The organism is Mesorhizobium sp., assembly GCF_004963255.1.
Classification (GTDB): Bacteria; Pseudomonadota; Alphaproteobacteria; order Rhizobiales; family Rhizobiaceae; genus Mesorhizobium.
The window spans coordinates 1-21,606 of the sequence record NZ_SUGA01000033.1 but is presented as its reverse complement, the minus strand read 5'-3'; the positions used below and the strand labels follow the sequence as shown (position 1 = coordinate 21,606).

The following is a 21,606-nucleotide window of genomic DNA, read 5'->3' as shown; positions in this document are numbered from 1 at the left end:
AGAAGCTCAAATGGTCCAGACGCGAAAAAGCCGCGGCGAAACCGCGGCTTTTCGATTGCTTGATCCTCGGTGGAGGAAACTGGAGCGGGTGAGGCGATTCGAACGCCCGACCCCAACCTTGGCAAGGTTGTGCTCTACCCCTGAGCTACACCCGCTCGCGCGGCCTCGGGCCGCAAGCCGCGCCTATATGGCCGAAGAGCGCGGCGATTGCAACAGGGAAATGACGGTCTTTTTTGCGGCGAATTTTTCCCGCGGCGACGTCCGCCTCGAAAGCATCGAAGCGGCGCGGAACCGGCGGATCGCAAATCCGCGCTCGAAGCTTCCGCGCGCCTTTCCAGGAATTGCCCTGCGGCCTTGCCCCGAGGGCATTGTTGGCCGTAAACGGCGTGACCGCTCTTTTGACCGCGCGAGGACCGATGCCGAAGACCGAAGCCGAGCTCAATCAATTTCTTGCCGATCTCGGCATTTCCGTCTCGACGGTCAGGCACCCGCCGCTGTTCACCGTCTCCGATTCGCAGTCCTTGCGCGGCGAGATTCCCGGCGGCCACACCAAAAACCTGTTCCTCAAGGACAAGAAGGACAATTATTTCCTTGTCACCGTCGGCGAGGAAGCCGTCGTCGACCTGAAGCAGATCCATCACCTGATCGGCGCCGCCAGCCGGGTGTCGTTCGGCAAGCCCGAGATGCTGATGGAGCTGCTCGGCGTCATCCCCGGCGCGGTCACCGTCTTCGGCCTGATCAACGACACGGAAGGGCGGGTGAAGGTCGTTCTCGACCAAGCGTTGATGAGCCACGACGTCATCAACGGCCATCCGCTGACCAATGAGGCGACGACCTCGATCGCCGCCGCCGATCTGATCAGATTCGTCGAGGCAACCGGCCACGATCCTGTTATCCTGAACGTCTCACAATCTTGAAAGTCAGGGCTTGATCGCCACATGGAAGGCGGTTCCGAAATCCGACAATGACGCGCCTGAAAGCGCGACCGAAAGGGCGACATGATGAGCGACAACAATCCGTATAGCGGCGCGTTCGGCGGCAATGGCGGCCAGTACGCCCAGACGGTGCAATATGGCGGCGGCGACCGCCCCAAGGTTTCGCTGGGCGAGGCGCCGGCGGCGGCCGACCTGATCAAGGACACCACCACCGCGACTTTCGCCGCCGACGTCATCCAGGAATCGCGGCGCCAGCCGGTGCTGGTCGACTTCTGGGCGCCATGGTGCGGGCCGTGCAAGCAGCTGACGCCGCAGCTGGAAAAGGCGGTGCAGGCAGCCGGCGGCAAGGTCAAGCTGGTCAAGATGAACATCGACGACCACCCCTCGATCGCCGGCCAGCTCGGCATCCAGTCCATCCCCGCGGTCATCGCCTTCAAGGACGGCCAACCGGTCGACGGCTTCATGGGCGCCATTCCCGAAAGCCAGATCAACCAATTCATCCAGAAGGTCGGCGGCAAGGGCGGCGGCGCGCCGCAGATTGCCGACGCGCTGGCCGCTGCCGCCGAGGCGCGCACGGCCGGCGACGTGCAGACCGCGGCCGACATCTATGACGCGATCCTCGAGCAGGCGCCGGAGACGCTGGAGGCGATCGCCGGCTTGGGCGAAATCCTGTTCGACGCCGGCGACGCGGAAGGCGCCGAGGCGGTTCTGGCCCGGGCGCCCGAGGACAAGAAGGACGCGCCGGCGCTCGCCGCGCTGCGCGCCAAGATGACGCTGGCGGCCGAAGCGGCCGCGCTTGGCAATCCGGCCGAATTCGAGCGCCGGCTCGCCGCCAACCCAGCCGACCATCAGGCGCGCTTCGATCTGGCGATGATCCAGAACGCGCGCGGCGATCGCAATGCCGCCGCCGACAATCTGCTTTCGATCGTCAAGGCTGACCGCAGCTGGAACGACGACGGCGCCAGGGCGCAGCTGCTGAAGTTGTTCGAGGCCTGGGGAATGACCGACGAGGCGACGCTGGCGGCACGCCGCAAGCTGTCGTCGCTGCTGTTCTCGTAGAGCATTTCGGCGTTTCACAGAAACGCGAAACGCTCTAGGTATTTGTTCTGACGCAATTCCGGACGAAGGCCGCTGCGCCCTTGTCCCGGAATTGCGCTCAAAGCGCGTCGCGATCTTTCAGATTCGCTCCATGCGCTTTGGGTTTTGATTTAAGCATGTCTTTAATCCCGAAACCGGTTCCCACTTTCGGGAGACATGCTCTGAAGTTTTTTGCCGGCTGTCGCGACCGGCAGGCTTGAGCGGAGGAGTGCCAGCGCCAGATAAGGGCTGTGCCGATCGAGGGTGCGAGAGGAGATTGCAGGGTGATGCACTTGCCGGCGTTGCGTTGGGAGGGTCGCGGTGCGCGTCGGTAACGCCCTCTACCGGCTGGCCAAGGATCTGCCGCCGGCAATCCCGGTGTTTCCGCTCGCCGGCGCGCTGCTGCTGCCCGGCGGCCGCATGCCACTCAACATCTTCGAGCCGCGCTATCTGCAGATGATCGACCAGGCGATGGCCGGCTCGCGGCTGATCGGCATGATCCAGCCGAGCCTCGACGGCGCATTGCGCGACGACGGCGAGCCGGAGCTGTGCAGCGTCGGCTGCGCCGGGCGCATCATCTCTCTCGCCGAGACGGGCGACGGCCGGTACCTGATCTCGCTGCAGGGCGTGTGCCGGTTCCGCATCGTGCAGGAGCTCGCGGCAAAGGCGCCGTTCCGGCAGTGCAAGATCATGCCCTTCCTGGCTGACCTCGAGGAGGACCCGGCCGCCGCCGAGATCGACCGGCCGGCGCTGCTCAAGGCGTTTCGCGCCTATCTGCAGGCCAACGACCTCGAGGCCGATTGGGAAAGCGTCAGCCGCGCCGAAAACGGCATGCTGGTCAATGCGCTGTCGATGATGGCGCCCTACGGGCCGGCCGAGAAACAGGCGCTCCTGGAAGCGCCGGACCTGAAGACGCGCGCCGAAACGCTGATCGCCATCACCGAAATGACGCTGGCGCGCGAGGATGACGAGTTCGGGTCCAGCCTGCAATAAGTGTATTGATATTCAGGTGAGCCCGGCCTGCGAACGGCGGCTTCCTGCGCTTCCGGTGCTCACGTACTTCAAGTACGCTCCGCTCCGGTTCTCGGAATCCGCCGTTCTCGACTCGGCCTGACCTGAATCTCAACACACTTAGTGCCGGGGGAATTGGACAATGGAAAAGTGCGATGCCAGCGGACGGACGTGACGGACGAAAAGCCGAGGTTGACCCGAAATTGCTGGAGTTGTTGGCCTGCCCGCTGACCAAGGGGCCGCTGACCTGGGATCCGGAGCGCGGCGAGCTGGTCTCGCGCGTGGCGAAGCTCGCCTATCCGGTGCGCGACGGCATCCCCATCATGCTGCCTTCGGAGGCGCGCACGATCTCGGCCGAGGACATGCTGGCGCCACCGCCGCCGCGGCTCGGCGGGCCTTCGTGAGCGGGCTCATAGGCGCAGCGCGACGTAGGTTGGCGATCCTTCGCGCCCCCCTCTGGCCTGCCGGCCATCTCCCCCACAAGGGGGGAGATTGGCAGCTGCGGCGCCCAGCGTATCCTGCAACGTTGGCGATTGGCGAAAGCTGGCGAGACATCGATCTCCCCCCTTGTGGGGGAGATGTCCGGCAGGACAGAGGGGGGCGCTGTCCCGCCGACATCAAAGTTGTGCATCGTGACGGCACACGTAGTCGGGCGTCTTCCTCGTGTCATCCTACTGAAAATTCCGTCCTTTCGGCATGACCTGTTGTGCAGCACCCGACAGGGCTTCAAGATTCTGATGGACCGGCAGGCCACGGCTTGCGTCGGCCTTTGATCCAACCGGCCGTTCGGCGGGCTCGATGACCGGGCAATTGGCGGACTCCAGCAGCACGCTCAGCCAGGAGGTCAAATCCTCGATCCTGTCGGCGACGATGTGGATGACGTTTGATTCATGCTGCAGCTTGCCGGTGACGCGGATGAAGCGGGCGCCCATCACCACCGGGCGGAAGCGGTCGAAGACGCGCGGCCAGATGATGACGTTGGCGATCGATTTTTCGTCCTCCAGCGTCAGGAAGATGGCGTTGCCCTTGCCAGGACGCTGGCGGACCAGCACGAGGCCGGCGACGGAGACGCGGCGGCCGTCGCGCACCGACGGCAGCTGGGCATTGGGGGTGATGCCGGCGTGGGTAAGCCTTTCACGCAAGAAGGCGACGGGGTGCTCCTTCAGCGACAGGCCGAGCAAGCGGTAGTCATGCACGACATGCTCGCCGAGCGGCATTTTCGGCAGTTTCGTTTCCGGCTCCAGCTCGCGCAGGCGAAGCGACGGCTGGTCGAACAGCGGCAGCTTCTCGGCGGCGCTCCTGCCGTCTAGCGCCCGGACTTCCCAGAGCGCGGCCCGGCGGTCGAGGCCGATCGAGCGGAAGGCGTCGGCCTCAGCCAGTCTTTCGATCTCGCCGACATCGAGGCCGGAGCGCAGCCAGACATCCCTGACCGATCGATAGCCGCCGCCGCGCTGCGCGACGACGGCTTCCATGCGTTCCTTGGACAGGCCCTTGATCTGGCGGAAGCCGAGCCTGACGGCATGCGCCGTCTCGATGACGCCGCGCATCGAGGCGTGGCGCTCGAGGATGCGGGACGGATCGAAGGCGGTGGCCTCCAGGGTGCAGTCCCAGACGGAATGATTGATGTCGACTTCGCACACCTCGACGCCATGGTCGCGCGCGTCGCGGACGAGCTGGGCCGGCTGATAGAAACCCATCGGCTGCGCATTCAGGATCGCGGCGCAGAAGACATCCGGGTAGAAGGTCTTGAACCAGCAGGAAGCATAGACCAGCAGCGCGAAGGAGGCGGCGTGGCTTTCGGGAAAGCCGTACTCGCCAAAGCCTTCGATCTGCTTGAAGCAGCGCTCGGCGAACTCCTTGTCGTAGCCATTGCCGACCATGCCGTCGATCATGCGCTGGCGGTAATTGCCGATCGTGCCGGTGCGCTTGAAGGTCGCCATGGCGCGGCGCAGCTCGTCGGCCTCACCCGGCCTGAAGCCGCCGGCGACGATGGCGATCTTCATCGCCTGTTCCTGGAAAAGCGGCACGCCCAGCGTCTTGCCGAGGATCTTCTTGAGCTCCAGGCTGGGGTAATGGACCGCCTCCTTGCCCTGCCGCCGGCGCAGATAGGGATGCACCATATCGCCCTGGATCGGGCCGGGGCGCACGATCGCCACCTCGATGACGAGATCGTAGAAATTTTCCGGCTTGAGACGCGGCAGCATCGACATCTGCGCGCGCGACTCGATCTGGAAGACGCCGAGCGTGTCGGCCCTCTGGATCATGGCGTAGACGTCCTCGTGCTCCTCGGGAAGGGTGGCGAGCACGTAAGGCCGTCCAAACGGATCCCGCGCTTGCGGATAATGGTCGGTGAGCAAGGTGAAGGCGCGCTTCAGACAGGTCAGCATGCCGAGCGCCAGCACGTCGACCTTGAGGATCTTCACCGCGTCGAGATCGTCCTTGTCCCACTCGACCATCTTGCGCTCCTCCATCGCCGTCTTGACGATGGGCACGACCTCATCGAGCCGGTCGCGGGTGATGACGAAGCCGCCGACATGCTGGGAGAGGTGGCGGGGAAAACCCATGATCTCGTTGGCGCGCTCCAGCACCTGGCGCGACAGCGGATCGGTGCGGTCGAGGCCGCCGGCATTGGCTTCCCTTTCGCCGAGCTCGGAGGTCGACCAGCCCCAGATGGTGCTGGACAGCGCGCTGCGCACGTCCTCCGACAGACCCATGGCCTTGGCCACCTCGCGCAGAGCGGAGCGGCCGCGATAGCTGATGACGGCGGCCGCAAGCGCCGTGCGCTTGGCGCTGTATTTGTCGTAAATATAGGCGATGACCTCGTCGCGCCTTTCATGCTCGAAGTCGACGTCGATGTCGGGCGGCTCGTTGCGCTCCTCCGAGATGAAGCGCTCGAAGAGTGTGTCGATACGCTCGGGGCCGACCTCGGTGATGCCGATGCAGAAGCAGATGATCGAATTGGCGGCCGAGCCGCGGCCCTGGCAGAGGATGTCCTTGCTGCGGGCGAATTTGACGATGTCGTGGACGGTCAGGAAATAGCGCGCATAGTTCAGCCGCTCGATCAGCGCGAGCTCGCTGTCGATGCGTTCCAGCACATATTCGGGAACGCCGGCCGGATAGCGCCTGACCGCCCCTTCGCGGGCCAGGCGTTCGAGCTCGGCCTGCGGCCCGAGGCCGGATTCGGTCGGCTCGTCCGGGTAGTTGTATTCGAGGTCGCTGAGCGAGAAGGTCAATTCGTCGGCGAAGCGCAGCGTCTCGGCCAGCGCTTCAGGGTGACGGCGGAAAAGGCGCGCCATCTCCAGCGGCGGCTTCAGATGGCGCTCGGCATTGGCGGTCAGCTCCAGCCCGACCTCGCAAACCGGCGTGTTGAGGCGGATCGCGGTCAGCACATCCTGCAGCGGGCGGCGCTCGGCGGCATGATAGAGCACGTCGTTGGTCGCCATCAGCGGGACGCGCGCCTGATCGGCCATCGCCGCCGCCTGTTCGATGCGAAAGCGGTCATTGCCGCCATAATCCGGCGCCACGGCCAGTCTGAGCGCCGCGCCGAAGCGATCTTTGAGCCGGCTAATCAATTCCAGATTGCCTTCCGCGCCGCCGGACAGATTGGGCAGGATCGCCAGCGACATCCGATCGCCCCATTCGAGCAGGTCGTCGAGCTCAAGCAATGTCGCGCCCTTCTCGGTCTCGTTGCGCAGATTGGCTTGCGTGAGCATACGGCACAGATGCCCCCAGCCCTGGCGGTCGCGGGGATAGGCGAGAATGTCCGGCGTGCCGTCGCCGAACACCAGGCGGCAGCCGGGATGATAGGGCATCTTCTCCACCTTGGCCTGCTGCCAGGCGCGCACGACGCCGGCCACCGTGTTCCTGTCGGCAAGCCCGATCGAGGCAAAACCGTAGAATTTCGCCGTGACCACCAGCTCCTCGGGCTTCGAGGCGCCGCGCAGGAAGGAGAAATTCGAGCTTATGCCGAACTCGGCATAGGGGATGGCGGTCAGCGCGTTCATGCGAACACCCCATGCATGTACCAGCGCGGTGGCGCGGCTTGCGGCGCGCTGCTGTAAAGACCCTGGCGGTAGAGCCAGTAGCGGCGGCCCTCGCTGTCCTCGATGCGGTAATAGTCGCGGGTTGGCGCCTCTTCCTCGCCGGGCAATTGCCGCCACCATTCGGCGGCGATGCGCTCCGGCCCCTCGGCGCGGGCGACGCGGTAGAGCGCGCGCCGCCAGCGGAAATTCATCGGCGGTCCTTCCGGGATCTCGGTCGCCGGCACCTCAATCGGCTCGGGCGAGCGGAACAGGCGCACCGGCCGCTCCGGCGGATAGATGGTCATCGGCGGCGTTGTTCGGGGGGTTGCCCGTCCGGCCGCCGGCGCGCGCCTTTGCGGCGCTTCGGCGAAGGGCACGGTCTTGACGGCGCGCTCCGGCAGATGGCTCTCGACAATCACCGGCTTCAGCACGGCAGCCTCGTCGAGGCGGGCGCGGACGCGGTCGGCAAAGAGCGCGATGTCCGCGTCCTCATCATCCGCCTCGCCGGTGAGGTCGCCCTGAACCAAGTCGAAGGCGGCGACCGACAGCACGGAGAGTCGCACGAGGTCGAAGCCGAAGCCGGCATCGATGTTCTGCTCCAACGCGGTCAGACGTTCATGAAACAGTCTTTGGATCAGCCGCGGCTCGCGCATCGGGCGCGAGGTGCCGACCGCGATGCGGCTGACGGCGCCGTCGACGCGAAAGAGAAGCAGCGCCAGCGTCCTTGCGCCTTCGCCGCGCCGTTCGAGGTCGGTCTTCAGGGCGACGGCAAGCCGGCTTATGAGCCGCTCGATATCGTCGGTGAGCATGACCGGCTCGGCAAGATGGCGCTCGACCGAGAGCGGCGCGACGGGAAGGCGCGGCGAGACGGCCTCGTCGAGGCGGCCGAGCGCCTGGTCGAGGCGCAGAAGCAGAGTGGCGCCGAAGCGGCGGGCGAGCGGCGCGCGCGGCGCGGCCATCACCGCGCCGGCGGTGCGCAGGCCGACGCTTTCCAGGAGGGTGCGGGTCTCCGGCGCGATGCGCAGCGCCGACAGTGGCAGGGGCGCCAGCAGCGCCTCCTCCTCGCCGAGGGCTACGATACGGTTGCCGTGGAAGCGTGCCGCCGCCCAGGCGGCGCCCGGCGTCGAGGCCAGGCCGGCGCGGACATCGAAACCCTGCTGGAAGAAGCGGGTGAGGATCTCGTCCTGCATGGCGCGCTCGCCGCTGAACAGATGCGTGCAGCCGGTGACGTCGAGGAACAGCCCGTCCTCGGCGTCGATCGCCACCAGCGGCGTGTAGCGGTCGCACCAGTCGGCAAGGCCTTCGAGCAGGCGGCGGTCGGCTTCCGGGTCGGCCTCGACCACATCGATCATGGGGTGCATGGCGCGGGCATCGGCAATGCCCATGCCGCGCTTCAGCTTGAGCGCCTCAGCCCGCTCGTCGAGGGCTGCGATGCGCTGGGTGTTGTTGTCGCGATGGCTGATCACCAGTGGCAGGTGATCCGATGGCCGGGAACGCCAGGACCGCCCCAGGCGCTGGCGCAGGATCCGCTCCGCGCTGAGATGCGGGAACCACAGCGACAGGATTCTCTGTTCTTTCCGCAAAAGCGTGCTCATTTGGGTTCCACTCCAGTGTGAATTGTCCGGGCAGGGCCGTGCGGCTCTTGCCGATATCGACCTTGAAGGCGGGGCGGCCGATCGAGCCGGCGAGCGGCCCGGCGACCGTCTCGCGGCTTGCCGCAGGCGCCGCCGAGACGATGAGGCGCACCGGGGCAGCGGTGGGATCGGCCTCACCGGCCTGGCGCAGCAACAATACGGGACGGCCGGCGTTCTGGGCGCGGGCGTGCAGGCGGCGCGTGGCGGTAAGGTCGAGAAGTCGCGGGCTGCCGCGGATCTCGAGGATGACCGCGGCGAAGGCGGTCATGCGGGCGGCTTCCTCGGCGATCCACAGCGCGTCGAGCAGTTTCGGCGCCTCGGAAAACAGCAATTGCTCCGGCTCGATGCCGAACAGGGCATGAAGGCCCCTGGCATAGGGCAGGCCGGCCTCGTGGAAGATCTCCGACGTGCCGACCCAGAGGATCGGCAGGCCCTGCTTCTCCTTGAGGATCAGGCTTACCAGCGACAGCGCGAAGCCGGCGACCGCGCCGGCATCGCGGGTCTCCAGCCCATGGATCTCGCTGAGCGCCGCCCTGGGCAGGCCGCCGCCAAGGGCGGTGTCGAGGCGTTCGATGCCGGTGTGCAGGAAGGCATCCGGCGAGGCCACCGCGAGGCCGCGCCGGACCAGCGTCATATCCGACTTGGCGGCATCCGCAGGGGCAGCAACCGGCGCCTCCAGGCGCTCGGGCAGCGTTCCTTCGATCTTCGCGATCTGGCGGCGCAGGGCAAAAACAGTGTCCCGCGCCACGGCGCTCATCGCCATGACGTTCACTTCCGGCAGCAATTGTTCCTGTTATGTTCTTATAGATTCCAGAGGCGCCCGGAAGAGTCAAGCAGAGTCAGAAGGAATTTATTCCTTCGCCTTTTACCCTGAAAGCGCATGGCCAGCCGGCTCATTTGCCTCTATCGGCGCGAAAGCCTATATGCCGGGATCAAAGGACATTCCATGGCCCGCATCTACAAGACCCGTACCTGGCACGATCAGCTCTCGCCGTCGATGGACGAGCTGGAGCTTATGGCGCTGGAGGCCTATGCCCATCTGCCGGACGAGTTCCGCCAGCTCACCGGCGAGATCGTCATCCAGATCGCCGAATTCCCCACCGACGAGATCATGGACGACCTGTCGCTGGAGACGCCCTTCGATCTGCTCGGCCTGTTCGAGGGGCGCGGCATCGCCGAGCGCTGGAACCCGCAGACCGGCGAGGGACCGAACCGCGTCACGCTCTACCGCCGCGCCATCCTCGATTATTGGGCCGAGAACGAGGAGACGCTGGGCGACATCGTCACCCATGTGCTGATCCACGAGATCGGCCACCATTTCGGCCTGTCGGACGACGACATGGAGCGGATCGAGGAAGCGGCCGAGCAGGCGGCGGCGGGCTGAGAGACTGTTTGGAAATTCTACTCCGGCGGCCATCTGGCGGCGCTTTCTGCGCTTCCGGTGCTCACGGACCAAAATGTCCGCTCCGCTCCGGTTCTCGAATCACCACCATATGACTCGCCAGAGCGAATTTCGAAACAGTCTCTAAGCGCTTTCCCTACCAATCGCTGAGCTTGGTGTCGGCCGTGTATTCCTGGCCTTCGACATCCTTCACCACGGCTTGGCCGCAGCGCATCGACTTGGTCTTCTTGTCATAGGCGTAGGTCGGCGAGCCGAACAGGTGCCAGCCCTTGTTCAGCGCAGCGGTGACCTTGTGGCAGAAGGTTGCGTCGTCCGGACCGGACAGGAAGCGGTAGAGTTTCATTTTTCGAACCCATCATGTGTATCGGCGCATCATGCGCCGATGATCGCGGCCTTCGCCAGAAGTTTCTCGGCTTGCGCCAGATGCAGCCGCTCGACCATGCGGCCGTCCAGCGCGATGACGCCCTTGCCGGCATTTTCGGGCCGCGCGAACGCGTCCCGGATCGCACGGGCCTCGGCAAGTGCTTCGGGCGCCGGCGAGAAGGCACGGTTCGCCAGCTCGATCTGGGCGGGGTGAATCAGCGACTTGCCGTCAAAGCCCATGGCGGCGCCCTCGGCGCATTCGCGGGCAAAAGCGTCGAGGTCGTGGAAATCATTGGCGACGCCATCGATGACGTCGAGGCCGCCGGCCCGCGCCGCCAGCACCAGCTGCATCAGCCAAGGCATCAGATAGCGGCGGTCGGGCGTCGCCAGAATGCCGGTCGCCTTCACCAGGTCGTTCGTTCCGGCCACGAAACAAGCCAACCTCGAAGCCGGATCGCGGCCGAGCTCGGCGATGGCGCCGATGTTGAGCAGCGCCTTGGGCGTTTCGACCATCGCCCATAGTTTCACGCCGTCCGGCGCGAAATTGTCGTCGAGCAGGTCGCCGGCCTCGAGGATGTCGCGCGGCGTGCCGATCTTGGGCAGAAGAATGCCGTCGGGCTCGGCCTTGGCGACAGCCAGGAGATCGTCGGCGCCCCATTCGCTGGCCAAAGCGTTGATGCGGACCACCATCTCGCAGCGTTTTTCACGGTCGGCCAGGATGCCGGCAACCTTGTCGCGCGCGGCCTTCTTGTCGGCGGGCAGGACGGCGTCCTCGAGATCGATGATGACGGCGTCGCAGGCCAAGGTGCCGATCTTGGCGAGCGCCTTGTCGTTCGAGGCGGGAATGTAAAGCACCGAGCGGCGCGGGCGGTAGGTGTCGACGGTCATAGCCGATCTATGCCGGGTGATGGCGAGGGAGGCAAGGCGAGTCCCTCGAGGGGCAGGACAATCGCATAGGGCAGCGCTAGCCCCCGCTCCGTCTCGGGGGCGAGGAAACGCTAATCGTCGACGGCGCGGCCTTCGCAAGCCTGGGTTCCTCGCCCCGCCAGAGGCGGGGAGAGGTGGCTCGGCGAAGCCGAGACGGAGAGGGGGAGCGCCCTATGCGATTAGCCTGTCTCAAGGGAGCTAGCTGCACCAAATCTGCAAATCCTTGCTGAAAAGCTCCGGGATTCCGCCGCGCGCTTACCTCGTCTGTCGGCGAAACCGGCGGCATGCGAACGCCTCACTCATCCCGCTGGACCCTGCCGCGCCGGCTCCGCGACGAAGGCTGGTGGCTCGTCGAGTCGCAAGGGCGGCGCGCCCCGGCGACGGTGCTTCCCTTCAGACCACGGCTGGCATGCGCCGGCAGAACAGCAGCCAGGAAGGCGCGGCGATGACGACGATCACCACCACGGCGCCGGCAATGAAGACGTCGCCTGTCCCGAGCTACTGCCGCCGCGTCGGCGCCGCCGCGCTACTGGTGGCGCTGGCCGATTTCCTTTTCTACGGCCAGCCAGCCGGCATCACCGTCTTCATCTTCGCCATAGTGCTTGCGGCCGCGGTTGTCGCCATGCATCCGACCGCGCTGAACGATGCCCGGGTGTGGATCAAACCAGCCGCATTGTTCGCGGCACTTTTGCCGCTGGTCGAAAATGTCAGCCCACTTTCGGTGCTGGTCGCGGTTGCAGCACTTGCGATCTTTGCGCTGTCGCTGGCCGGCCGGCTGCGGACGAGGCCTGCATGCATCGCGCGGCAGCTTGGCCTGTTCCTGCTTGCCGCCCCTTTCCGCTTCGCGCGCGACTTCTTCCGCTGGCGCAAGGTGGCGCGCCGACTCGGGCAGCGGCGCATCCGGCTGGCGGCCATCGCCGTCTGGGCCATGCCGCTGACGCTCGGCATCGTCTTCCTGGCGCTGTTCGGCGCCGCCAATCCAATCATTGAGCACTGGCTGTCGTTGATCGATCTTTATGCGCTGCTCGAGAAAATCGAGGTCGCGCGACTGATCTTCTGGCTCATCGTGCTGGCCGGCGTCTGGGCCTTTCTGCGGCCCCGCCTGCCGCGCTTCGTCTCTCGTCTCAGGCGCATCCTGCCTGCCGCGCCCGCGGCAAGGCGGACGAGGACTTCCGCCGAGGACGTCCTCTTCGGCAAGGCCGCCGTCCTGCGCGCGCTGATCGTCTTCAACGCGCTGTTTGCCGTGCAGACGATCCTCGACGGCACCTATCTATGGGGCGGCGCAGCTCTTCCCGATGGGCTGACCTACGCAAATTACGCACATCGCGGCGCCTATCCGCTGGTCGCCACCGCGCTGCTTGCCGCCGGCTTCGTGCTGGTGGCGCTGCGCTCGGGCAGCGAGACGTCGCGCGATCCGCTGATCCGCCGGCTGGTCTATCTCTGGGTGGCGCAGAACATCGTGCTGGTGATCTCCTCGATGCTGCGGCTCGACCTCTATATCGGCGCCTACGCGCTCACCTATCTGCGCGTCGCGGCCTTCATCTGGATGGGGCTGGTGGCGGCGGGGCTGGCGCTGATCATTGCCCGCATCGCGCTTCAAAAATCCGGCGAATGGCTGCTCTCCGCCAATCTTCTGACGCTTTCGGCGACGCTTTATGCCTGCTGTTTCGTCAATTTTGCAGCGCTGATCGCCAACTACAATGTCGACCATTCCCGTGAAATGACCGGACAGGGCGTTCCCATCGACATCTGGTATGTCCGTTCGCTTGGCGCGGGCGCATTTCCTGCCCTCGACCGTTTCATCGATCATCAAGGCCCGACAACTGCCGAAAATCCGGCCTTTCGCCAATTCTTGGGGATACGCCCTGTCGACGAAGGCGCGTATCGCGCTGTCCTGAACCACTGGCGGGCCTGGAGCTTTCGCGACTGGAGGCTTTTGCGCTATCTCGACAAACGCGGCTCGCTTGCCAATCCTGCCGTCACTCAACCTTACGCGCCGGGCCACTGATCGATGCCGCACAACATCCTCGTCGCCGACGATGACCCGCATATCCGCGAGATCATCTGCTTCGCGCTGGAAAAGGCCGGCATGAAGACGGCCGCCGTGGCCGACGGCGCCGCAGCGCTCCAGGCGGTCGAGCGGCGCGCGCCCGACCTCATCGTGCTCGACATCGGCATGCCCGAGATGGACGGGCTGGAGGTCTGCCGGCGGCTGAGGCAAAAATCCGACGTGCCGGTGCTGTTCCTGTCCGCGCGGGATGAGGAAATCGACCGCATCCTCGGGCTGGAAATGGGCGGCGACGACTATGTGACAAAGCCGTTCAGCCCGCGCGAGCTGGTCGCCCGCGTCAACGTCATCCTGCGGCGCGCGCGGTCTGCACCGGTCGAAGAAGAAGCCGACGAGCGGGAATTCGCGCATGGCAAGCTCATGCTCGTGCCGGCAAGCCATGCGGCGAGTTTCGACGGCAAGCCGCTCACCCTGACGGCGATCGAGTTCGCCATCCTGAAAGGCTTTCTCGCCCGCCCGCTTCACGTGCTTGGCCGCGACGCGGTGATGGCCAATGCCTATGCCTCCAACATCCATGTCTCGGAGCGCACGGTCGACAGCCACATCCGCAATGTGCGGGCCAAGCTGGCGGCGGTCGGGTGCGCCGATGCGATCGCGACGGTGCATGGCGTCGGCTTCCGGCTCGGCCGATGCGGTGGTTGAGCAAGGAAAGGTGGCGGCCGAGGCTCGCCACCGTCGTCATCGCCATCCTGATCGTGGTCATGGCGCTGCCGCTGGTCGGGCTGTTCTTCTTCCGGCTCTATGAGAACCAGCTGATCCGGCAGACCGAGGGCGAGCTGATTGCGCAAGGAGCGGTCGTCGCCGCCATCTATGCAAAGGAGGTGCGCGCCGCCGGCATTTCCCAGGACAGGCTGGGTTCGCCGATCTCGGCCGATCCGGCGCGGGACAACAACTATCCCTATGAACCGATCGAGCCACGCCTCGATCTCGCCTCGGACGACGTGATGCCGATGCGGCCGGCGGCGGCTCCGGCCGCCGCCGATCCCGCTTTCGCGGCGATCGGCGCAAAGCTCTCCGGCATTCTCGACGAAACGCAGAAGACGACGCTCGCCGGCTTCCGCCTGCTCGACCCGCGCGGCGTGGTGATTGCCGGCGGCGACGAGATCGGTCAGTCGCTCGGCGGAGTCGAGGAGGTGCGCGCCGCGCTTTCCGGCGCCTATGCCAGCGAGCTCAGGCTCCGCATCCCCGACCAGCCGCCGCCGCCGCTTTATTCGGTGAGCCGCGGCACCAGGGTGCGCGTCTTCGTCGCCATGCCGGTCGAGCTCGACGGCCGGGTCGCGGGCGTCGTCTACCTGTCGCGGACGCCGAACAACATCGTCAAGCATCTCTATGGCGAGCGCGGCAAGGTGACGTTGGCGGCCATCGCCATACTCGGCGGCACGCTTTTGATCGCGCTGGTGTTCATCCGCACCGTCAGCCGGCCGATCTATGCGCTGATCGAGCGGACGAAACGCATCGCCGCCGGCGATCGCGACGCGATCAGGCCGCTCGCCCATCACGGCACGCGCGAGATGGCGGCGCTGTCGACGGCCTTCCTCGACATGGCGACCAAGCTGCAGGCGCGTTCCGACTCCATCCAGACTTTCGCCACCCATGTCTCGCATGAGCTGAAATCGCCGCTGACGGCGATCCAGGGCGCGGCCGAGCTGCTGCGCGATTCCGGCGGCGCGATGGACGAGGCCGAGCGCAAGCGCTTCTCCAACAACATCGTCACCGATGCCGGGCGGCTCAATCTGCTGGTGCGCCGGCTGCTCGACCTGGCGCGCGCCGAGAACCTGGAACCGAGCGGCGAGAGCACGACGCTCCATGCGGCGCTGGCATCCTTGCCGGTCGACACCAGGCTGGAGACGCGGCTCGAAGGCGGCGGCGATATCAGGCTCGGCATCTCGGCCGAGAATCTCGGCATCGTGCTCGCCAACCTCATCGACAATTCGGCGAGGCACGGCGCCCGGCACGTCGCGATCCATGCCTCGGCCGACGGCGAGCGCGCGTCGATCCAGATAGGCGACGACGGTGACGGCATCTCGGCCGCCAACCGGGCCAAGATCTTCGAGCCGTTCTTCACCACGCGGCGCGAGACCGGCGGCACCGGCGTGGGGCTCGGCATCGTGCTGGCCCTCCTAAAAGCGCATGATGGCACGATCAGGCTGGTTGACACCGAGCGCGGCACGCGCTTCGAGATCAATCTGCCGGTCGTCTGAGAACCGGGGTGGCTTGCTACGCAATTCCGTACGGAAAACCGCTACACACTTTTCCTGGAATTGCTCTGATCGGAGAAAAAAGTGCGCTACGACATCGTCATCATCGGCGGAGCCATCGTCGGGTCCTCGGTCGCCTATCATTTGCGGGAGGAAGGCTTTACCGGCTCCATCGCCCTGATCGAGCGCGATCCGCAATTCTCCCACGCGGCGACGACCTTGTCCTGCGCCTCGATCCGCCAGCAATTCTCCATCCCTGAAAACATCCGGCTGTCGCAGTTCACGCTGAAACTGTTCCGGCGGCTGAAGGAGACGTTCGGCGCCGACGCCGATATCGGCTTCCGCGAGGGCGGCTATCTCATCCTTGCCGGCGAGGCCGGGCGGCCGATCCTCAAGGCCAATCACGAGACGCAGGTCGCCGAGGGCGCCGATATCCTGCTCGAGGATGCCGATCAGCTGGCGCGCCGCTTCCCGTGGCTGTCGGTCGAAGGCATTTCCGCCGGCGCCTATGGTCGCAGCGGCGAGGGCTGGTTCGACGCGCATGCGCTGCTGACGCTGTTCCGCAAGGCGCTGCGCGACAGGAAGATCGATTTCATCACGGCTTCCGCCACCGGCATCAGGCGCGAGGGCAACCGCGTCACCGCTGTGTCGCTCGACAATGGCGAGACGCTCGAAGCCGGTACCGTCGTCAACGCCGCGGGGCCGAACGCCGGCAAGGTCGCGGCATTCGCCGGGCTCGAGCTGCCGGTCGAGCCGCGCAAGCGCAACGTCTTTGTCTTCGAGGCGCGCGAGAAATATGCAGACATGCCGCTGCTGGTCGATCCGTCGGGCATCTATGTGCGGCCGGAAGGCTCGGTCTACCTCACCGGCGGCGCCGAGCCGGAGGTAGGCGACGTCGCGCCCGATCCCAAGGATTTTGAGGTCAACTGGCCGCTGTTCGAAGAGGTGATCTGGCCGGTTCTGGCCACCCGCATCCCGGCTTTCGAGGCGATCAAGCCGACGCGCGCCTGGGTCGGGCACTACGACTACAACACGCTCGACCAGAACGGGGTGATCGGGCCGCATCCGGAGGTCGCAAACTTCCTGTTCGCCAACGGTTTTTCCGGCCATGGCCTGCAGCAGGCGCCGGCGGTCGGCAAGTCAATCGCCGAGCTTGTCGTGCATGGCGGCTACCGGACGATCGACTGCTCGGCGTTCGGCTACGCGCGGGTGGCGGAAGGAAGGGCGTTCCGGGAGCTGAACGTCATCTGACGGACGGCCGCATCCACCGAAAGCGCGTTGCCGAGCGCATGGCCCCGTGCCGTGTTGTCGAAGATGCACCAGCCTTCGGCGGCCGACGCGCTGGCTTCGGCAAGCCGCCTGCCGATTTCCAGAAGCTGATCGGCCTCGTAGTCCGAATAATAGATTCGCGGCGCGCCATGGAAACGGAAGTAGGCGATCTCGCGCCAGCCGCCGGGCATAGCGGCGGCGGGCACGGGAGCAGGGTCGGCCGCAACGCGCCCAACCTGAAAGCGGCTCAGCAAGGCCTCGGCTTCGGGGTCGAACCAGCTGGGGTGACGCGGTTCGCAGACCAGGCGCCGGTCAGTCTTCGCACGTAGCGAGGCGAAAAAGTTCTCGGCGATTTGGGCCTCGAATTGCAGGCTGGGTGGCAGTTGAATCAAAAGCACGGAAAGCTTGGCGCCGAGCCCTCCGATCTGACCAAGAAAAATGTCCAGAAGATCATTGCAACCTTGCAGGCGGCGCTCATGCGTCACGGCCCTGGGGAGTTTTGCGGAAAAGCGAAAATGGCCCGGAACCGAGCGCGCCCAGCGCTCAAAGGTTTCTCCCCGATGCGGCTTATGAAAGGACGAATTGATTTCCACGATCGATAGCCGCATGGCGTAGCGTTCAAGCTGCGAGCCGGCGGCCGGGAAAGAAGCTTTATACGCTGCTGGTATGCTCCATCCGGCGGTTCCCACGACACAGCTTCTGTTCTCCATGCCCAAAATCTGGACAGGCGCGATTGCGGGTCAAGGGAGCGCTTCAGCCAGCCAACCGCGCGTTGAGAAAGGCTTGCAGCCACCCAAGCGCACGCGCCCAGCCTTCGGCATGTTCGGCCGCGGCGTCCGGGAAGCCGGCGAAACCGCCGTGGCAGATGGTGAGCCGCGTGCCGTCGCCGATCGGCTCGAGCAGGTAAGCCACTGTCGTTTCCTTGCGGCCGAGCGCCGGATGGTCCCAGTCGTAGCGCCGTGTCTGCACGATGCGGCGCGGCATCTCGATTTCGAGAAACTCGCCGCTGGCGGGTAGACGTTGACCGTCGGCCGTTTTCACGACGACGCTCCAGCTTCCGCCGACGCGAAGATCGGCGTTCCATCCGATCATACGATAGGTTTCGGGCGAACCCCACCAGCGCTCGACCTCCCGGGTGACCAGTGCGGCGATGACCTCGTCCGGCGCGGCGGGAAGGTCGGCCGAGGCCATCACCGTGTCGGCGTTCGCCATGGCTTGCGGCAAGGACAGTTGCAGCATCGCATGCATCCCCAGCGAAATTGTCTCGTATCCGGAATGAAGTTCAGCCCTTCGACGGCGGGCGCTCGAAACCCTTGCCGGTTTCGAGCAGACTCTTGAGGCTCGCCAGCACCAGCGGCCAGCCCTTGGAAACGTTGGGGATCAGCCTGTGCGGGCCGTCGGCCTCGTGCACGACGGCGAGCTTCATCAGTTCGCCGTCCGGCTCGATGGTGAAGGTGCAGCGCGTGTAGCCGTCCTCCTTCACCTCGGGCAGCCATTCATTGCGCCATTTGATCACCAGCCGCTTGGGCGGATCGATCTCCAGGATCTCGCCCGAGTCGGCGACGCGCCCGTCGGGGAAGATCAGCTTCCAGCTGGAGCCGACCCTCCAGTCGCTCTCCTGATAGGAGCAGAGGAAGAACTGCCGGTTGAATTCCGGATCGGTCAGCGCCTGCCAGAGCTTTTCAGGCGTGGTGCGGATATAGGTGACATAGACGAAGCTGTTCTCGCTCACGGCTCTTCCCTTTCAAGGCGTTGCTTCAGGTCGCTCAATGCGTTGAGCCGATGGCGCTCGAACTTGCCGATCCAGCGCTCGGCGATTTCGTTGATCGGAACGGGGTTGAGGTAGTGCTCCTTCTCGCGGCCGCGGCGCATAGTGGTGACGAGGTTCGCCACCTCGAGGATCGCCAGGTGCTTGGTCACCGCCTGGCGCGTCATGTCCAGGTGCTCGCAGAGCGCGTTGAGCGTCTGCCCGTTCCTGGCATGGAGGCTGTCCAGCAATTGCCGGCGGGTCGGGTCGGCCAAGGCGCGAAAGACGGCATCCATGCTCATGGCTTTAATATGCAACCATTTGGTTGCATGTCAAGCGGTGAGACGCAAAAAGATCGGGTGCCGGGCTGCGGGACCCGGCGCCATCAGCTTGCGGGAGGGTCAACGCTTGCGGGAGAACCAGAAGGCGTCGGTCATGCGTGTCATGCCGATGCGCTCGTAGAAGCCGACGGCGTCGGGCATCGAGATCAGACTGATGGCGACCGAGGCGCCGAGCTGGCGGCGCGCCTCGTCCATCAGGCCCTTGCCGACGCCGAGCCCTTGCGCGGAGGCGGACACGGCGAGCTCGGAGATATAGCAGACCCAGGAGAAGTCGGTGACGCCGCGCGCGACGCCGACCAGTTGCCGGTCCGGCCGGTCGAGCCGAGCGGTCAGCACCAGATTGGCCCCGTCGAGCATCGTCTTCAGGCGAGCCTCGTCATCGATGGGCCGCGTCTCGCCGAGGCCGGATTCGACCAGCACGCGGCGGAATTCGGCGACGTCGAGCCTGGGCTCGCTGGCGTAAAGGACTTTGGAAGGACCGGTCATGGTCGCAGACTGCACCAGCCGGCCAGGATTTCGAAGCCGTTTTTGAGGCGTCATTCCGTGCGCAAGCCATGCCCGCCATTGGCCTCAAGGGCCGTGCACGAACAGTTGCCTTTCATTTACCGCCGGCTTTGTGTAAACCGTCCCGCAAAATCCCCCGCAAGCCAAGAAAACGGGCAGGTACCCATGGACAAATTCACCAAGCTCACCGGCGTCGCCGCGCCAATGCCGATCGTCAATGTCGACACCGACATGATCATCCCGAAGGATTATCTCAAGACGATCAAGCGCACCGGGCTCGGCACCGGCCTGTTCGCCGAGATGCGCTACAATGAGGACGGTTCGGAGAACCCGGATTTCGTGCTCAACAAGCCGGCCTACCGCAAGGCGCAGATCCTGGTCGCCGGCGACAATTTCGGCTGCGGCTCGAGCCGCGAGCATGCGCCCTGGGCGCTGCTCGATTTCGGCATCCGTTGCGTGATCTCGACCTCTTTCGCCGACATTTTCTACAACAACTGCTTCAAGAACGGCATCCTGCCGATCACGGTCAGCCCGGAAGACCTCGACAAGCTGATGGACGACGCCTCGCGCGGCTCCAACGCAACGCTGTCGATCGATCTCGAGGCGAAGGAAATCCGGGGGCCGGACGGCGGCGTGGTCAAATTCGACCTCGACGATTTCAAGCGCCACTGCCTGCTCAACGGCCTGGACGATATCGGCCTCACGATGGAGAAGGCCGGCGCCATCGCTTCCTTCGAGAAGCGTAACGCCGAGCAGCGCCCCTGGGCCTGAGAGACTGTTTGGAAATTCTACTCCGGCGGCCATCTGATGGCGGTTTCTGCGCTACTGCAGCGCCGCGCGTCCTCTTGACGCGCAAAGGACGCTGCAGCAATTTTGCTTGGCGCATGATCCTTTCCGAAAATCGATTTCGATTTTCGGGGTCATGCGCAGGCTCACGGACCCAAATGTCCGCTCCGCTCCGGTTCTCGAAACCACCACCATATGACTCGCCGGAGCGAATTTCGAAACAGTCTCTGAGCGGCACGGCTTGAAATCGATAGCCCCGCCCGCTGCCGGCTGGGCTCGCGACTGAATGGAGGGGACAGTCATGACACGCTCGCTTCTGGCAGCTTCGGTGGCAATCCTTCTCGCCACAATCGGCACCCACGCGCAGACCACCGCGCCCGCCACGTCCGAGCAGCCGGCTGCCGATCAAGGCACGGCCGACCAGGGCAGTGACCAGGCTGCGTCGGAGGACGACAAGCAGGCGCCGATCCCGTTCGAGGGCGGACAGCTCACCATCACGCAACCGGAGCAGGATGGCGAGAAGGTGCTGTCCTATGACGGCAAGCAGTTGGCCAGCAATTACGACGTCTTCTTCGACAAGATCGTCAAGATCGGCGACGTAAACGTGGCGCTGGTCGATGTCGGCGACGGCGGCAATCAATGTGGCCCGGCCAAGGTCATCGTCTGGAAGAAGGACGGCGAGATTGAGACCACCACGGTCGAGCAGGACGAATGCGGCGCGCCGCCGGCCGCCGTCTCCGACAGCGCTATCTATTTCGTGCCCTACCTTTTGCCGGGCGATTCCAAGCCGGCGCTGCAATGGTCGCCCACGGAAGGCCTGACGACCTCCGGCAACCTGACCTACACGCCGGAGCCCGGCACCGGCTGGAAGGATGTCGACCCGTCGAAATACGACAACATCATCGACGCCTTCCACAACGAGGCGGTCTACAAGGCCGGCCAGGCGCTGCTGGGCAACGACATGCCCGACATGGCGACCAGCCTGCTGGTTGGCGGCGGCACCGAAAAGACGGCGTCCGGCGCCTTCTACGCCACCGGCTGCGTGCCGCATGACTGCGGCGGCAATGATGGCTTCATGGCTGTCGACCCGGCCAAGCAGAAAGTCTATTTCGCCCGCCGTGGCGACAATGGCGAGCCGCAGGCCTGGCCGCCGGTGAAGGACTGGCCGGCGGATATCAAGAAGGCCTATGAGGATGCGCAGGGGGCGGGGAATTAAGCCCATTTCTGCCAGGCCGAGATCCTTCGCGCCCCCCTCTGTCCTGCCGGACATCTCCCCCACAAGGAGGGCTTTGCACGGAACTGAGTTGGTGATTCGGTAGGTC

Annotated in this window: 21 protein-coding genes and 1 tRNA gene; 11 read left to right on the top strand and 11 right to left on the bottom strand. The window is 65.4% G+C overall.

Annotation, left to right across the window (positions count from 1 at the left end):
- Positions 1–80 precede the first annotated feature (80 nt).
- Positions 81–155: transfer RNA gene (locus tag E5X34_RS25800), tRNA-Gly, on the bottom strand.
- Positions 156–416: 261 nt separating this feature from the next.
- Here E5X34_RS25800 and E5X34_RS25795 point away from each other — a divergent pair.
- From E5X34_RS25795 to E5X34_RS25780, 4 genes are all read left to right on the top strand, one after another.
- Positions 417–917 carry a prolyl-tRNA synthetase associated domain-containing protein gene (locus tag E5X34_RS25795; RefSeq protein ID WP_292570661.1) on the top strand — a complete coding sequence of 167 codons (501 nt, stop codon included), beginning with the start codon at positions 417–419 and terminating at the stop codon, positions 915–917.
- An 84-nt stretch (positions 918–1,001) separates the two neighbouring features.
- Complete coding sequence (gene trxA / locus E5X34_RS25790) at positions 1,002–1,994, top strand: thioredoxin (RefSeq protein ID WP_292120585.1); 993 nt, start codon at positions 1,002–1,004, stop codon at positions 1,992–1,994.
- 339 nt (positions 1,995–2,333) lie between these two features.
- Positions 2,334–3,005, top strand: a complete 672-nt coding sequence (locus E5X34_RS25785; protein WP_126063591.1) for an LON peptidase substrate-binding domain-containing protein — start codon at positions 2,334–2,336, stop codon at positions 3,003–3,005.
- A 173-nt stretch (positions 3,006–3,178) separates the two neighbouring features.
- Complete coding sequence (locus tag E5X34_RS25780; RefSeq protein WP_292570658.1) at positions 3,179–3,427, top strand: Trm112 family protein; 249 nt, start codon at positions 3,179–3,181, stop codon at positions 3,425–3,427.
- Between the two features lie 267 nt (positions 3,428–3,694).
- On the opposite strand, the gene E5X34_RS25775 is transcribed toward E5X34_RS25780, so the two are convergent.
- From E5X34_RS25775 to E5X34_RS25765, 3 genes are read right to left on the bottom strand one after another with little or no spacing between them, the layout of a single operon-like run.
- Positions 3,695–7,027 carry an error-prone DNA polymerase gene (locus E5X34_RS25775; RefSeq protein ID WP_292570655.1) on the bottom strand — a complete coding sequence of 1,111 codons (3,333 nt, stop codon included), beginning with the start codon at positions 7,025–7,027 and terminating at the stop codon, positions 3,695–3,697.
- Complete coding sequence (locus E5X34_RS25770) at positions 7,024–8,511, bottom strand: DUF6504 family protein (RefSeq protein ID WP_292570652.1); 1,488 nt, start codon at positions 8,509–8,511, stop codon at positions 7,024–7,026. The genes E5X34_RS25775 and E5X34_RS25770 overlap by 4 nt, the downstream gene beginning before the upstream one ends.
- Positions 8,453–9,442 carry a hypothetical protein gene (locus E5X34_RS25765; RefSeq protein ID WP_292570649.1) on the bottom strand — a complete coding sequence of 330 codons (990 nt, stop codon included), beginning with the start codon at positions 9,440–9,442 and terminating at the stop codon, positions 8,453–8,455. The genes E5X34_RS25770 and E5X34_RS25765 overlap by 59 nt, the downstream gene beginning before the upstream one ends.
- Positions 9,443–9,625: 183 nt before the next feature.
- Between E5X34_RS25765 and E5X34_RS25760 the strand changes: the two genes are divergently transcribed.
- Positions 9,626–10,063 (top strand): metallopeptidase family protein, encoded by a 438-nt coding sequence (locus tag E5X34_RS25760; protein WP_042645389.1) that lies wholly within the window; start codon positions 9,626–9,628, stop codon positions 10,061–10,063.
- 154 nt (positions 10,064–10,217) lie between these two features.
- Here E5X34_RS25760 and E5X34_RS25755 read toward each other — a convergent pair whose 3' ends face one another.
- Together E5X34_RS25755 and E5X34_RS25750 are read right to left on the bottom strand one after the other, a co-directional pair.
- Positions 10,218–10,424, bottom strand: coding sequence for a DUF1737 domain-containing protein (locus tag E5X34_RS25755; protein WP_042645368.1), 207 nt, complete (start codon positions 10,422–10,424; stop codon positions 10,218–10,220).
- 29 nt (positions 10,425–10,453) lie between these two features.
- Positions 10,454–11,332: a CoA ester lyase gene (locus tag E5X34_RS25750; RefSeq protein WP_292570647.1), complete on the bottom strand. Its 879-nt coding sequence runs from the start codon at positions 11,330–11,332 to the stop codon at positions 10,454–10,456.
- A 484-nt stretch (positions 11,333–11,816) separates the two neighbouring features.
- On the opposite strand from E5X34_RS25750, the gene E5X34_RS25745 reads away from it, so the two are divergent.
- The 4 genes from E5X34_RS25745 to E5X34_RS25730 all read left to right on the top strand — a co-directional run bounded on the left by E5X34_RS25745 (position 11,817) and on the right by E5X34_RS25730 (position 16,888).
- The gene (locus E5X34_RS25745) at positions 11,817–13,379 is read left to right on the top strand and encodes a DUF4173 domain-containing protein (protein ID WP_292570644.1); all 1,563 of its coding nucleotides are present in this window, start codon (positions 11,817–11,819) and stop codon (positions 13,377–13,379) included.
- 3 nt (positions 13,380–13,382) lie between these two features.
- Positions 13,383–14,081 carry a response regulator transcription factor gene (locus E5X34_RS25740; protein WP_292570641.1) on the top strand — a complete coding sequence of 233 codons (699 nt, stop codon included), beginning with the start codon at positions 13,383–13,385 and terminating at the stop codon, positions 14,079–14,081.
- Positions 14,069–15,640 (top strand): HAMP domain-containing sensor histidine kinase, encoded by a 1,572-nt coding sequence (locus E5X34_RS25735; RefSeq protein ID WP_292570638.1) that lies wholly within the window; start codon positions 14,069–14,071, stop codon positions 15,638–15,640. The genes E5X34_RS25740 and E5X34_RS25735 overlap by 13 nt, the downstream gene beginning before the upstream one ends.
- An 81-nt stretch (positions 15,641–15,721) precedes the next feature.
- A complete protein-coding gene (locus tag E5X34_RS25730) occupies positions 15,722–16,888 on the top strand; it encodes an FAD-binding oxidoreductase (RefSeq protein WP_292570635.1) in 1,167 nt (388 codons plus the stop codon).
- Here E5X34_RS25730 and E5X34_RS25725 read toward each other — a convergent pair.
- The 5 genes from E5X34_RS25725 to E5X34_RS25705 form a co-directional block, all read right to left on the bottom strand.
- Positions 16,837–17,616: a DUF72 domain-containing protein gene (locus tag E5X34_RS25725; RefSeq protein WP_292570632.1), complete on the bottom strand. Its 780-nt coding sequence runs from the start codon at positions 17,614–17,616 to the stop codon at positions 16,837–16,839. The two genes, E5X34_RS25730 and E5X34_RS25725, sit on opposite strands and share 52 nt — an antisense overlap.
- 43 nt (positions 17,617–17,659) lie before the next feature.
- Positions 17,660–18,145 (bottom strand): SRPBCC domain-containing protein, encoded by a 486-nt coding sequence (locus tag E5X34_RS25720; protein WP_292570629.1) that lies wholly within the window; start codon positions 18,143–18,145, stop codon positions 17,660–17,662.
- A gap of 43 nt (positions 18,146–18,188) precedes the next feature.
- The gene (locus tag E5X34_RS25715; RefSeq protein ID WP_292570626.1) at positions 18,189–18,638 is read right to left on the bottom strand and encodes an SRPBCC family protein; all 450 of its coding nucleotides are present in this window, start codon (positions 18,636–18,638) and stop codon (positions 18,189–18,191) included.
- Positions 18,635–18,955, bottom strand: a complete 321-nt coding sequence (locus tag E5X34_RS25710) for a metalloregulator ArsR/SmtB family transcription factor (protein ID WP_292570623.1) — start codon at positions 18,953–18,955, stop codon at positions 18,635–18,637. Before E5X34_RS25710 ends, E5X34_RS25715 begins: the two co-directional genes overlap by 4 nt.
- 99 nt (positions 18,956–19,054) lie before the next feature.
- Complete coding sequence (locus E5X34_RS25705; RefSeq protein ID WP_292570620.1) at positions 19,055–19,480, bottom strand: GNAT family N-acetyltransferase; 426 nt, start codon at positions 19,478–19,480, stop codon at positions 19,055–19,057.
- A gap of 183 nt (positions 19,481–19,663) precedes the next feature.
- Here E5X34_RS25705 and leuD point away from each other — a divergent pair, with 183 nt between their 5' ends.
- The gene (leuD, locus tag E5X34_RS25700; RefSeq protein WP_040987979.1) at positions 19,664–20,269 is read left to right on the top strand and encodes a 3-isopropylmalate dehydratase small subunit; all 606 of its coding nucleotides are present in this window, start codon (positions 19,664–19,666) and stop codon (positions 20,267–20,269) included.
- A 316-nt stretch (positions 20,270–20,585) separates the two neighbouring features.
- Positions 20,586–21,500 carry a hypothetical protein gene (locus tag E5X34_RS25695; RefSeq protein WP_292570617.1) on the top strand — a complete coding sequence of 305 codons (915 nt, stop codon included), beginning with the start codon at positions 20,586–20,588 and terminating at the stop codon, positions 21,498–21,500.
- The last annotated feature ends 106 nt before the right edge of the window (positions 21,501–21,606 follow it).